Raw genomic sequence first — 12,700 nt, 5'->3', positions numbered from 1 at the left:
AGGAATGAAGGGGGCTGAAGGCGATGGAGTTGCTTGTCGTGGATCTCATTAATGAAGAGGAGAACAGCGGAGCAGCGCTGTGCAGCCGGCTCAACGAACAAGGCGCGCTTGCGGCAGTCAGCGGAGAAGATTGGTTTCGGGAGCCGCTGTGGAGCTGGTCGATATCTCCGGAAGGGGATTATTTGCGCTGCACAGCCAACCTGCCTGGATTCCGTCTGGCTGACCATGGAGACCGGTTGTATGAAAGCGCAGCGAGAATCCTTTCTGATTATATCGTCGAGCGGCATGAGCCGGAAATAATTCGTCAAATCATCCGTAAGCAGTTCCGCTATTCCCGTGAAGAGGAGGCGGCGATTGAGCGCTGCTGCCGTCTCGTTTTATCTGGAGAGCAGTGGAGCATACCTAATGAAGAAACGTCGCAGGCTGGAGATGAAGGGCGCAGCAGCCGAAGCATTAAGGTAGCGGCGGAGCTGTTCGGCTATATGTCGGAAAATACGCGTCTGCACTTGCAGGGCTTCCTTACGTTCCGTCTGCACGGATATTGGCAGGAGCTGCGTGAAGCGGCGGAGTATGCAGTAGAAGAATATGTAATGGATAAACAATACCAGGAGTTCATTTCGCTGCTCAAATATTTTGTCTCCGCTCAGCCAAGCCGGCGGAATCTGGTGCATGTCCTGCAAGGGCCGGACAGCGTCATACAGCTTTTAGATGAGCGTTATGAGCCTTTGGAAACCAAGGGGGAAGAACGGGCATTAGCGGAGCTAGTTGATGCGGAGCTGAATATGGAGGATATGGTGCTGAGCAGTCTGATTACAGCGGCGCCGTCTGTAATTGTCATCCATGCCGCTGAGTCCGAGCATCAGGTGATTCGCACGATCCAGGCCATTTTTGACGGCAAAATTGACCTCTGTCCGGGCTGCGCTGACTGCGGCGCGCCGCGCAGGGAGGTTTTGGGCGGCAGCGAGCCTTGACTCGCAAGCCTTGGCCTTTATATAATGGCAGGTATAAAGCAATGACAAAGACAAGCGGGATTCGTTGCCCTTCCCAGAGACAGAAGCCCAGGCTGTAAGCTTCTGATGCGAGCGCGGATCGTCGTACCCCTTTGAAGCTGCAGAATGGAACGCGGCATATGAACGGTCCGCCAGTAATTTCTGACGCGTTGTCCCCGTTAACGGACATCAGGAGAACGTCCCGTTTCGGCTTTGGCCGTGCCAGGACGTTAAATGAGGGTGGAACCACGGGTCTGAACCGACAGCACTCGTCCCTTTGCGGGACGCAGTGCTTTTTTGCGTCCCTGAGATCATACTCATGGAGGCGATAGCAATTATGGCAGTAGAAATTAAGCTCCCCGATGGAGCGTCCCGCTCTTACGACGCGGGTGCGACAATTGACGATGTAGCAGCCTCGATTAGCTCAGGCCTGCGCAAAAACGCTGTAGCGGGCAAGCTGGACGGCAAAGTAGTCGATTTGAACGAAGCGGTAACAAATGGTTCCCTCGTGGAAATCGTTACGCTGGATTCGGCGGACGGTCTTGAGGTTTACCGTCACAGCACGGCCCATCTTATGGCCCAGGCAATCAAGCGCATCTATGGCGATAAAACGGTTAAGCTTGGCATCGGACCGGTTATCGAGGACGGCTTCTATTACGACATCGACATGGAGCAGTCGCTCACTCCGGAGGATTTGGAGAAAATCGAGAAGGAAATGGAACGCATCGTCAAGGAGGATCTGGCGATCCGCCGCCGCGAAGTGAGCCGTGAAGAAGCGATTCGTATTTTCAGCGAGCTGGAAGATCCGCTTAAGCTGGAGCTTATCCGCGATCTGCCGGAATCGGCCGTTATTTCGATTTACGATCAGGGCGAGTTTTTCGACCTGTGCCGCGGCCCGCATTTGCCATCGACGGGCAAAATTAAAGCGTTTAAGCTGCTCAGCGTTGCCGGCGCTTACTGGCGCGGCGATTCCAAAAATAAAATGCTGCAGCGCATTTACGGCACGGCTTTTCCGAAAAAGGCGCAGCTCGACGAGCATCTGCATTTTCTTGAGGAAGCGAAAAAACGGGATCACCGCAAGCTCGGACGTGAGCTGAAAATGTTCACCTTCTCCAAGGAAGTCGGCCAAGGCCTGCCGATTTGGCTGCCAAACGGCGCGCGCGTACGCCGCACGCTGGAGCGTTATATCGTCGATCTGGAAGAGAAGCTCGGCTACCAGCATGTTTACACTCCGGTGCTGGCGAATGTTGAGCTGTACAAAACGAGCGGCCACTGGGAGCATTACAGCGAGGACATGTTCCCGAAAATGACGATGGACAACGAAGAGCTGGTGCTTCGCCCGATGAACTGTCCTCACCATATGATGGTGTTCAAAAGCGATATGCGCAGCTATCGCGATCTGCCGATCCGCGTTGCGGAGCTTGGCACGATGCACCGCTACGAAATGTCCGGCGCCCTGACGGGCTTGCACCGCGTACGGGCAATGACGCTTAACGACGCGCATATTTTCTGCCGTCCGGATCAGATCAAGGAAGAATTTGCGCGCGTCGTGAACCTGATCCGCAAAGTGTATGAGGACTTTGGCATCAAGGAATACCGTTTCCGTCTGTCGTACCGCGATCCGCAGGACACGGAGAAATACTTCCAGAACGACGAGATGTGGGAAATGAGCCAGCGCATGCTGCGCGAGGTTGTCGAGGAGCTCGAGCTGCCGTTTTTCGAGGCGGAAGGCGAGGCGGCGTTTTACGGTCCAAAACTCGACGTGCAGATCAAGACGGCGCTTGGCAAAGAAGAAACGCTCTCAACGGCGCAGCTGGACTTTCTGCTGCCGGAGCGTTTTGAGCTGGAGTATGTCGGCGAGGACGGCAAAAAGCATCGTCCGGTCGTCATTCACCGCGGCATCATCAGCACGATGGAGCGCATGACGGCGTTTCTGCTTGAAAACTTCGCCGGAGCGCTGCCGCTGTGGCTGAGCCCTCAGCAGGCTCGTATTATTCCTGTATCTCAAGTATATGAGGATTACGCCCGCAAGGTGGAGGAAGAGCTGCTTGCAGCCGGCGTCCGCGTTGAAAGCGACCTGCGCAACGAAAAGCTTGGTTACAAAATCCGCGAGGCGCAGCTGGAGAAGATTCCATATATGCTTATCGTGGGCGAAAACGAAGCGGGAGCCGGAACGGTATCCGTCCGTAAACGCGGCGAAGGCGATATCGGCGCTCGCCCGGTAGCGGAGCTTGCCGGTGAGCTGGCCGAGGAAATCCGCAGCAAAAAAGTTTAATTTTATGCAATCTTGAAAGGGCGCTTCCTCGCGGAAGCGCCCTTTTTCGACAAAAGCTGAATAAATAAGCCCGGCAGCGGGTAACCTCCGTTTAAAGGAGAGGTTGCATCCATGCCGAAAGGCTTTTTGAACAGCTTAAAATTCATCAGATTCAATAACCATTTTTTCAAATCAGCTAGTTACGGAATTCTCGTATCCCTGATCGCAATAGCCTGTTTGGCTGCGGGGCTCGTCACAGCGGTTGCGGACGAAGAAGCGGAGCCGCTTTCGCCATTGCGTAAGGAACCCCATACAAAATCAGAACAAAGCTTCCGCAGCGTACAGAGGCCGGGTGCAATAGCAGCCGCTGATAAGCGGGCCTTGAACCGGCTGCTCCTGCCCGTTGGCCTGCGCTCCGAGCCCGTTCAGCCTGCGGCAGCGGGTAAGCTCATCAGCTTGGAGCGGACGGGCGCGCACCGGAAGGACAAGCCCAAGCCTGCCCTGCCGGAAAAGGCAGTAGCCAAAAAAACCGGCAATAAGCCGGAGATGAATCCGATCAAATCCATTTCGGTGCTCGCTACAGGATATACGGCCGGAATAGAATCAACGGGCAAAAGGCCGGGCCATCCGCTTTACGGCATCACCCGCTCCGGCGTTAAGGTCAGACGAGGTCAGGTGTCAACGATTGCTGCCGATACGGATGTGCTTCCAATCGGCACGATATTATATGTGCCTGATTACGGTTACTGCGTAGTGGCCGACACAGGCTCCAAAATAAAGGGTCATCGGATCGATTTGTATTTTGACACGATTAAGCAGGTTTACCGGGAATGGGGAAAAAAACAGGTGACAGTCCAGGTGCTCAAAATGGGCAGCGGCAAGCTGGACCAGCATACCTTGAACCGGCTGAATCAATCGATGAAGGCAGGCAAAGGCCTGCCTTTGAATGAACAAAAAAGCTAAAGCCTCCCGGCGCCGGGAGGCTTCTTTTTGCTTTAGATGGATTTAAACATCAAGCCCGCTGGCTGACTTATACTTTTTAATCATCAGCTGCGTTTCCACGTTAACGACGCCTTGCAGCACATAAAGCTTGTCGTACAGGAACATTTCGAGCTCCTCTTCATCGCGCAGCAGCGCGTGGACATGCAAAGTGCTGGAGCCGGTCATTTGATAAATATTGACGACCTGCGCTTCCTGGGACAGCTGGTGGCCCACCGCATCGACGCAGCGAGGCTCAACCTGAACCTCAAAAAAAGCGGATACGGTCCGGCCCAGCTTCGAAACATTGACTCGAACCGTGAAATGCTCCAGGATGCCGCTCTCAAGCAGCGATTCCACTCTTTTTTGAATGGCAACCCGCGATAGGCTGAGCGTCTCCCCGATTTTGGCGTAAGGCATCCGTCCGTTCTCTAGAAGAAGCTGTATGATTCGCTGATCGATATCATCCAGATGGGGGAGCTTCATAGTCTCGCCGAACTCCTTTCAATTTAAAGGTCTGGAGCTACTCATGTAAACAAACATAACATATTGATGAAGCGATGAATAGACATTTTTCCATTTCGATCGGCAACACTAGGCATGAAATCGAAGCTTTAACGTAATCGAATGACAAATATAAAGACGGAGCTCGTTCATTTTGCGCCGTTATGAAACCCGAATTGAGCTTATTAGAACTTTTGGTTGGATTTTATTCCCTGTTAGATTAATGTTAGATAAAAGCCGGACCTGCTCTCCGTCTGGAGACCGAGTACAGGATCAACCGTCAGCCTCTAGAGGGGAGAATGAGCATAAGGTATACTTTAGTCATTAAGGCGACTTCGAGGAGTGTAATAGATGAATCAATCCAAACTGAACCAGGTGTTGTTCGGACTTGCCATTGTCGGAACCGGCTTGCTCTTCCTTCTTCATATGACGGGCCTGTTCGGATTCGAGCCCCTCGATATCGGGGATTTTGTCAGCCAATATTGGCCTCTTGCTCCGCTGCTCGTCGGATTGTCCATGCTTTTGAACGGAGCTTTGCTGCCCGGTTTGATTTTAACGGCGTTTGCCGCTGTAATGCTCGCACGGAATACCGGTTACACCGATCTGGAATTCGGAGATATCATTCGCTACTTAATTCCGGTGGCGATCATCCTGTTTGGCTTGAAGATGATTTTTTCCCGTTCCGATCGCAACAAGCGCAAAACGCCGCATGAAGAGGAGTGGACCTCCTATAATTCCTTTCCTGACTCCGTGCCGCAAGCGCCGCCGCTTCATCCCGATCCGCTGAAAAAAGACGGCGGGGACAATGTTAACGGCATGCCGCATGAAGAGTATCCGCCGCCGCAGGATAATTCCGAGCAGCAGCAACGGTATGGCGGCAGAGAAACAGGGGACTGGAAAGAAGATATCAAACAAATGAAGCGGGATCTGAAACGCGATATGCGGGATATGCGCGGGGATTTGCGGGATGCGGCCAGAGATATCCGAGGCGGCCGAAGAGGCCACCATGGTCATACGCCGCATCATCGCACGGATTGCCGCTGGTGGGAGCATCAAGGCGACAACGGGCACCATCATGGCAAAAAAGGGCGTCCGGGCCGGACGGAGTGGTGGAATACCGATCCCAATGTGCAAACACGCTCCAATTTCATCGGCGATATTCATTTGGGGCATGACTACTGGGACCTTGTTCCGCTTAACATTTCACATTTTATCGGAGATACCGTGCTTGACCTGACCCGGGCCAATATCGCGCCAGGCGAGACCCGCATTACGATTAATTCTTTTATAGGCGATGTTAAAGTGTTTCTCCCGGACGATCCCGACGTCGGCATTCAGGTTGTGTCCAGCGCCTTCATCGGCGATTCCAAGGTGCTTGGCCGCAAGGAAGGCGGCATGTTCAGCCATAACGATACGGCAAGCCCGGATTTTCGCGAGAGCGAGAGGAGAATTAAGCTTGTATGCAGCACATTTATCGGCGATGTGCGCGTGACAAAGGTCGGGTGACAAATCGAATATGATGGTTAAGCTTTTGCGGAGCGGCAGACTGGAGCTGGTGATGTTTTTCATCATCAGCTCTGTGCTGCCTTGGAGCATTATATACAGCATCAAACATCAATTGATGCAGCATGCCACGATGGTGCAGCTATGGCTGGTCGGCACCTTCGTTTTTCTGCTGACAAGCCTCGCTTTTGGTTACGGAGTCGGGCGCAGGCAGCAGTCGCGCATCGATGCGCTGCATCTGGCGCTTAAGCAGGCGGCTCAAGGCGATCTGACCATTCGTTTGCCGGAGCGTGAAGGCTACATGCTGGCGGCAGTATATGCGGAATTTAATGAGCTGGCCGGGAAGCTGGAGCGCAGGCTTCAGGTCATGCAGCGGCAAAATGAGATGCATGTGCTTGAACAGGCTGCTTCTAATGAAGAGGCGGTGCTTGAGGAACGCAAACGGCTGGCGCGCGATCTTCATGATACCGTCAGCCAGCAGCTGTTTGCGATCCATATGTCGGCTTCCTCTCTGCCCAAGCTGCTATCGATCAGTCCGGAGCGCGGAGATCAGGTGATGGAGCAGCTCATTACGATGAGCTCCCATGCCCAGAAGCAGATGCGCGGCTTGATTGCCCAGCTGCGTCCGCTGGAGCTGGAAGGCCGGTCGCTCGAGGATGCGCTGGAACGATGGTTTCCTGATTACTGCCGCCAGAATGGCCTTCAGGGCGAGCTGGATTGGCGTGTAAAAGGCACCATTTCCGAGGCAAAGGAACATCAGCTGTTTCTGATCGTGCAGGAAGCAATGGCAAACGTAGTGAAACATGCCCAAGCGAACAGTGTGACGCTGACGCTGTCGGATACGCGGTCAGGCTTAACGATGCTGCTGCAGGATGACGGGCTCGGCTTCCGGGCCGATCAAGTGCGACCCGGCTCCTACGGGTTGTCGACGATGCAGGAAAGGGCGCTCCAGCTTGGCGGAGACGCTGCAATTATAAGCAAGCCGGGAGGCGGAACCCGCATTCGGGTATCGCTACCCAATTATGGAGCAGAGGAGCGGACGGAAGGATGACAGGAACGGATACTTATCGCGTAATGATCGTAGACGATCACGATATGGTGCGGATGGGCTTAAAAACATATCTGATGCTGGAGCCTAAATTCGAGGTTGTTGCTGAAGCGGGCAGCGGCGAGGATGCGCTACGGCTGCTGGAAAAAGGCTTGGAAGGCGGTCTTCCGGACCTGGTGCTGATGGATCTGATGATGCCGGGCATGGACGGCGTGGAGACGACGAGACGCGTGATCGAAGCTTATCCATCCGTGCGCATTGTGCTGCTCACCAGCTTTTTGGAGGATGAAAAGGTTGTTGCCGCCGTGGAAGCAGGCGCGGTCAGCTACGTGCTCAAAACGGTCAGCTCCGAGGAGCTCGTGTATGCGCTGACGGGCGCGCTGCGGGGAATGCCTGTTATGACGGCGGATGTGTCGCAGGCGTTGACCCGCGGACTGCGCCAGCGCTCCGCGCAAGGGGTCGACGAAGGTCTGACGGAGCGTGAAAAGGAAGTGCTGCTGCTTATTGCCGAAGGCAGGGCCAACAAAGAAATTGCCGAGGAGCTTCATATTAGCATCAAAACGGTTAAAACCCATGTAAGCAACCTGCTTATGAAATGCGAGATGGAGGACCGGACTCAATTGGCCGTCTATGCGCACCGGAAGGGCTGGGCGAAGAGCTAGCTTCGGCTGCTTTGAGCTTAAATGCGTCGTGCGTCGCGCTCTGATCACCGGACTTCAATCCAATCCATCCGGTGACGATGCCATTCTCCTCCTAATCCGCACATAAGCTGGGTTCCGTCAGGGAATGCTGACGCTAATAAGGCTTACAAGGAGAGGTGCCCATGATTGCGATTCATTCCCCTCTGGAGGGAAGCGAGCATGATTTTGTGCAGATCAAGCGCGTTCTGGAAAAACAGGGCTTTGTGCTTGGCGGCAACTGGGATTACGGAAGCGGCTCGTTCGACCTGAACCTGGACGAAGAGAACAAGGTTTGGCTGCGCCTCGGCTTTGAAGTTCTGCGCGGCAATATTGATGACCAGACGGAGGACAACGACGCCTCCGTTAAGCTGACAACGCCGTATGTGCTGCGCCATTTATACCGGGAAGGCAATGATCCGGCGGCGCAGGCGCGGACAATTGGAGCGTTATTCGATCAGTTCCAGGCTCCGGTCGATCCTGACGCCGAAGTGCATGACAAATGGATTGGGATGGCGGAGGAGCAAATACGCCGCGCAGAGGATCAGCTTATTACGGCTCGATAAACCTAGTATTCCGGAAGCAAAATAGAAGCCTTTGATCCTAAATAAACAGGATTAAAGGTTTTTATTTTGCTTTAAACCCATTTTCAGTTTGTTTTAAGGTAGATTGTGCAAGATAGGTACATGACCAGTTGAGCTACTGAAACGATGCAATTTATAGATGACATCTTAGGAGGAATAGACATGGACGATCGTAAACGGTATGACGAGTTTTGGAATGGTAACGAGGCTGGAAGAAGCAGCGAGCAGCAGGAAGAAAGAGAAGCTCGGAATGATAGAGATGATTACGCCCAGGACAATATGGAGCAGGAAAGCGCTGAACGGCAAAACTCGCAAGATGGCTCTTCCTACTATTATTCCTACGGTCCTTTCAAACAGGGCCAGCCGGCAGACAGCGGACGAGAGTATCGCGACAGCCGTCCTGTTAACCGGAGCCAAGGGGAAGAGGCTCAGCAGCCTAACGATGTTGTTGTAACCCCTCCGCGTCAGCTTCGTCCCTTTGTCCCGGCATCATCCGCAGGCAAGGGAGAATGGCAGGGTACCGGAGGAGGAGGCGGCGGCGGCAAAAGACGCGGCGGCAGCATGTTCCGCACGGCGGCAGTATCGTTTTTGGCGGGAGTGCTGGCAATTGGCGGTCTAATGTGGAAAGCCGACACGGACAACTGGTTTACCGGCGACACTCCGCAGACGGCTCTGTCCGGCCAGGGCAACAATGTACCGGCAGCGGATAAAAGCAAGAATGAATCGAACGCGAACAACGGCTCGCTTAGCGTGGCGGACGTTTCCAAAATCGCTTCGCCGGCTGTGGTGCTGATCACGACTTACTCCAGCGGCAACTCCGGCAACAATATGTATGACGATCCGTTCTTCCGCCAATTTTTCGGTGATCAGTTCGGTGGTCAAGGCGGCCAGGGCGGTCAAGGAGGCCAAGACGGACAAGGCGGTCAAGGCGGTCAAGGCGGAGAGCTGCAGGAAACCGGTCTCGGCTCCGGCTTCTTCTTCGACAAGGAAGGTTATATTCTGACGAACCAGCACGTTATTGAAGGAGCGGAGGAAGTCAGAATTAAAGTTCAGGGCCAAAGCGAAGAGCTCGTTGCTAAAGTGCTTGGCTCCAGCAAGGATCTTGACTTGGCTGTTCTGAAGGTCGAAAAAGTGAACGGCAAAGATTTTCCTACCCTTCCGCTCGGCGATTCGGGAGCGATGGAAATCGGCGAACAGGTTGTTGCAATCGGCAACCCGAACGGTTTTGACCATTCGGTAACCGCAGGAGTGCTGAGCGCAATTGACCGTACGATTCAAGCAGGCGATGAGAGCGGCACAGGCCAGCCTCGCACGTACCATAACTTGATTCAAACGGACGCTTCCATCAACCGCGGCAACTCCGGCGGCCCGCTTTTGAACACTAAAGGTGAAGTAATCGGAATTAACACGGCGGTCAGTGCAGACTCGCAGGGCATCGGCTTCGCCATTCCGACGTCTACGATCAAGGAAGTGCTGGATCAGCTGAAAAACAATCAAAATGTAACGCAGCCAACTCCGTTTATCGGCGCGACGCTGTCCAATATTACGGAAGAAATGCAGCAAAACTTGGGTCTGCCAAGCACCAAAGGCGCTATTGTCCGTGACACGACGTTTAATTCCCCAGCTTACAAAGCCGGCCTGACGCAATATGACGTCATTACGGGCATTGACGGTAAAGAATATGCGACGAGTGACGAGTTAGTAGCAGAAATTAAGAAACGGAAAGTCGGCGACAAAGTTGTGCTCGACGTAATCCGTAAAGGCGAAAAAATTCAAGTGCAGATTGAGATTGGCGACAAAAGCAAATTCAATCTGGAATAAGCAATAGTTGGAGTTCGGCTCCACAGCGGCTTCGCGGAGCGCAGGCGGATAACGGGCCTGCGCTTTTGCATGCGGCCGGATTGCGGTACGATAGATGAGACAGAATATGGTAGCAGGGGTAAGGAGGGGTCTCATGAGACCGCATATTGTAATCGTAGACGACGATGAAAAAATTATTTCGATGCTGCGCCGCAGCCTGGCTTTTGAAGGATACGAGGTGACGACAGCCAGCAACGGGCTCGAAGGGCTTAAGGTGCTGCTCGGTCTGGAGCCGCATCTGCTCATTCTGGATGTGATGATGCCGCAGGTCGACGGCTGGGAGGTATGCCGCCGCGTTCGTGAGAGCGGCAGCTCCGTCCCAATCCTTATGCTTACTGCCAAGGATGATATCAACGACCGGGTGCGCGGTTTGGACCTCGGCGCGGATGATTACCTGGTTAAGCCGTTTGCGCTGGAGGAGCTGCTTGCGCGCGTGCGGGCTTTGCTGCGCCGCAAGCCGGACAAGCTGGAGGAGGAGACGAACCGGCTCGTATTCGAGGACCTTATTCTCGATCTCGACTCGCGCGAGGCGCTGCGCGGCGGACGCCGCATTGAACTAACCGCCAAGGAATTTGATCTGCTGCAATTTTTCATGAACAATCCGAAGCGGGTGCTGACCCGAGACTCCATTATGGACAAAATTTGGGGCTACGATTACAGCGGAGAATCCAACGTGCTGGAGGTTTATATCGCGATGCTGCGCCAAAAAACGGAGGACGCCGGTCAAGAAAGCCGGTTGATCCAGACGGTGCGGGGCACGGGGTATGTGCTTCGCGGAGGAGTGAGCTGACGCGTGTCCATCCGATTAAAGCTGACGTTATGGTACAGCGGCATTTTGGCTTTTGTTCTGCTGGTTCTTAGCGGAGCCGTGTATCTTTTTTTAAGCCACAATACTTACAGCGATGTTGAGGCAAAGCTGAAGCTGCAGGGAGGCCAGCTGGGACAGCAAATTATTGAGAATAGCATCTATGATCCAGGCGAGCTCCGAATGGCTCCATCATCATACTTGCAAGGTGAATATTTTGTTCAAATTGTCAATTACCTCAACAACCGGGATCCGCAGCGCTCAGCGAATTTGCTGCAAAATAATTTAAAATTTTCGTTTGAAAAGGATCCGTCCAAAGTAAAAAAACAGAATGGCTTCCGCAAGATTAGCGTAGAAGGCAATCCATTTTATGTTTATGAGGTTGCGATTGTCAGCAGTGAAAATCAGCAGGTCGTCGGACTGCTGCAGGTCGGAGCTTTTGTTGGTACCCAAGAAAATCTGCTGCAGCAGCTGCGCACGATTTTGATCATTTCCTCTTTGCTCGGACTTATTTTGGCCTTTACCATAGGCCTCATTATGGCCCGCCAATCGCTGCGGCCGATTGAAGTTGTAATTCAGGCGGCAGAGCAGATTGATAAAGGCTCGGATCTCAGCAGACGGATTGTTTGGAACGGGCCGAACGATGAGCTGGGACGTTTGACCAATACACTAAACGGTATGCTCGGCCGAATGGAGCTTGCCTACAACGAGCTGGACGAGCTGTACGACGCGCAGCGGCGTTTTGTGTCCGACGCATCGCATGAGCTGCGCACCCCGCTCACAACCATTCGCGGCAATATTGATCTGCTGGAGAAAATGTGGATTCCCGCGCTTGAGGATGGCGACAGCCGAGCCGTGCAGCTGTCGGAGCAGGAAGCGCAGCGCCGTGAGTTGTCCCGCGAAGCGATGAAGGATATTGCTGACGAGGCGAGGCGCATGTCGCGTCTTGTCAACGATCTGCTGGCGCTGGCGCGCGCCGATGCCGGCTTTATTATGGAGAAAAGCCCGGTCGAGCTGCTGCCGCTGCTGGAGGATGTCGTCCGACGTGCAGGGCTACTGCCGCGTAAAGCGGTGTGGCTGCCCGGAGATTTGACTGCGCTAGAAGGTGTTGGCGTCATCGGCAATGCCGATTATTTACGGCAGCTGATGTTTATTTTCATCGAAAATGCCTTCAAGTACACGCCGGAGGGAAGCGTCAGAATGACAGCCGTGCTGAACGGAGGCCAGGCCGGGGTGAAAATCCAGGATACCGGGCTTGGAATGGAGGAAGCTCAAATTCCGCATATTTTCGAGCGTTTTTACCGGGCTGACGAATCTCGCGGCATTACAAGCGGCACCGGACTCGGTCTGTCGATCGCACAATGGATCATTTCCGAACATGACGGCACCGTCGAAGTTCATACCAGTCCCGGAGCGGGAACAACGTTTACGGTGTGGCTGCCCGTCGCCTTTTCCGTGTCAGATAATTAGAGTATACTGGAGGTAGTGCGGCCGCATG

Annotated in this window: 11 protein-coding genes; 10 read left to right on the top strand and 1 reads right to left on the bottom strand. The window is 53.8% G+C overall.

Features of this window, described 5'->3' with window-relative positions:
* Positions 1-23 precede the first annotated feature (23 nt).
* The 3 genes from ytxC to M3223_RS24645 all read left to right on the top strand — a co-directional run bounded on the left by ytxC (position 24) and on the right by M3223_RS24645 (position 4,206).
* Positions 24-971: a putative sporulation protein YtxC gene (gene ytxC, locus M3223_RS12280; protein ID WP_251561773.1), complete on the top strand. Its 948-nt coding sequence runs from the start codon at positions 24-26 to the stop codon at positions 969-971.
* A gap of 355 nt (positions 972-1,326) precedes the next feature.
* Positions 1,327-3,264, top strand: a complete 1,938-nt coding sequence (gene thrS, locus M3223_RS12275) for a threonine--tRNA ligase (protein ID WP_251561770.1) — start codon at positions 1,327-1,329, stop codon at positions 3,262-3,264.
* A gap of 111 nt (positions 3,265-3,375) precedes the next feature.
* Complete coding sequence (locus tag M3223_RS24645; protein ID WP_435368012.1) at positions 3,376-4,206, top strand: 3D domain-containing protein; 831 nt, start codon at positions 3,376-3,378, stop codon at positions 4,204-4,206.
* A gap of 42 nt (positions 4,207-4,248) precedes the next feature.
* On the opposite strand, the gene M3223_RS12265 is transcribed toward M3223_RS24645, so the two are convergent.
* Positions 4,249-4,707, bottom strand: a complete 459-nt coding sequence (locus M3223_RS12265; RefSeq protein ID WP_251561769.1) for an Lrp/AsnC family transcriptional regulator — start codon at positions 4,705-4,707, stop codon at positions 4,249-4,251.
* Between the two features lie 369 nt (positions 4,708-5,076).
* Between M3223_RS12265 and liaF the strand changes: the two genes are divergently transcribed.
* From liaF to M3223_RS12230, 7 genes are all read left to right on the top strand, one after another.
* Positions 5,077-6,231, top strand: a complete 1,155-nt coding sequence (liaF, locus tag M3223_RS12260; protein WP_251561767.1) for a cell wall-active antibiotics response protein LiaF — start codon at positions 5,077-5,079, stop codon at positions 6,229-6,231.
* Positions 6,232-6,241: 10 nt separating this feature from the next.
* Positions 6,242-7,279 (top strand): sensor histidine kinase, encoded by a 1,038-nt coding sequence (locus M3223_RS12255; RefSeq protein ID WP_251561765.1) that lies wholly within the window; start codon positions 6,242-6,244, stop codon positions 7,277-7,279.
* On the top strand, positions 7,276-7,938 hold the full coding sequence (locus tag M3223_RS12250) for a response regulator (protein ID WP_251561763.1): 663 nt from the start codon (positions 7,276-7,278) through the stop codon (positions 7,936-7,938). The genes M3223_RS12255 and M3223_RS12250 overlap by 4 nt, the downstream gene beginning before the upstream one ends.
* A 161-nt stretch (positions 7,939-8,099) precedes the next feature.
* Positions 8,100-8,519, top strand: coding sequence for a YugN family protein (locus M3223_RS12245; protein ID WP_251561761.1), 420 nt, complete (start codon positions 8,100-8,102; stop codon positions 8,517-8,519).
* Positions 8,520-8,699: 180 nt separating this feature from the next.
* On the top strand, positions 8,700-10,358 hold the full coding sequence (locus tag M3223_RS12240) for a S1C family serine protease (RefSeq protein ID WP_251561759.1): 1,659 nt from the start codon (positions 8,700-8,702) through the stop codon (positions 10,356-10,358).
* Positions 10,359-10,491: 133 nt separating this feature from the next.
* Entirely contained in the window at positions 10,492-11,187 is a 696-nt protein-coding gene (locus M3223_RS12235; protein WP_251561757.1) for a response regulator transcription factor, read from the top strand.
* Positions 11,188-11,190: 3 nt separating this feature from the next.
* A complete protein-coding gene (locus M3223_RS12230) occupies positions 11,191-12,672 on the top strand; it encodes a sensor histidine kinase (protein ID WP_251561755.1) in 1,482 nt (493 codons plus the stop codon).
* The last annotated feature ends 28 nt before the right edge of the window (positions 12,673-12,700 follow it).

Origin of the sequence: Paenibacillus pasadenensis, from assembly GCF_023715725.1 — a bacterium.
Classification (GTDB): Bacteria; Bacillota; Bacilli; order Paenibacillales; family Paenibacillaceae; genus Paenibacillus_O; species Paenibacillus_O pasadenensis_A.
Note: the sequence above shows the minus strand (reverse complement) of the source record. Positions and strands in the feature narration are given on the sequence as shown.

What these genes read in the sequence shown, in the direction of transcription:
- M3223_RS12265 (WP_251561769.1), bottom strand. Translation starts at nt 4,707, where the DNA reads ATGAAGCTCCCCCATCTGGATGATATCGATCAGCGAATCATACAGCTT.
- M3223_RS12245 (WP_251561761.1), top strand. Translation starts at nt 8,100, where the DNA reads ATGATTGCGATTCATTCCCCTCTGGAGGGAAGCGAGCATGATTTTGTG.
- M3223_RS12255 (WP_251561765.1), top strand. Translation starts at nt 6,242, where the DNA reads ATGATGGTTAAGCTTTTGCGGAGCGGCAGACTGGAGCTGGTGATGTTT.
- liaF (WP_251561767.1), top strand. Translation starts at nt 5,077, where the DNA reads ATGAATCAATCCAAACTGAACCAGGTGTTGTTCGGACTTGCCATTGTC.
- M3223_RS12250 (WP_251561763.1), top strand. Translation starts at nt 7,276, where the DNA reads ATGACAGGAACGGATACTTATCGCGTAATGATCGTAGACGATCACGAT.
- M3223_RS12235 (WP_251561757.1), top strand. Translation starts at nt 10,492, where the DNA reads ATGAGACCGCATATTGTAATCGTAGACGACGATGAAAAAATTATTTCG.
- thrS (WP_251561770.1), top strand. Translation starts at nt 1,327, where the DNA reads ATGGCAGTAGAAATTAAGCTCCCCGATGGAGCGTCCCGCTCTTACGAC.
- M3223_RS12240 (WP_251561759.1), top strand. Translation starts at nt 8,700, where the DNA reads ATGGACGATCGTAAACGGTATGACGAGTTTTGGAATGGTAACGAGGCT.
- ytxC (WP_251561773.1), top strand. Translation starts at nt 24, where the DNA reads ATGGAGTTGCTTGTCGTGGATCTCATTAATGAAGAGGAGAACAGCGGA.
- M3223_RS24645 (WP_435368012.1), top strand. Translation starts at nt 3,376, where the DNA reads ATGCCGAAAGGCTTTTTGAACAGCTTAAAATTCATCAGATTCAATAAC.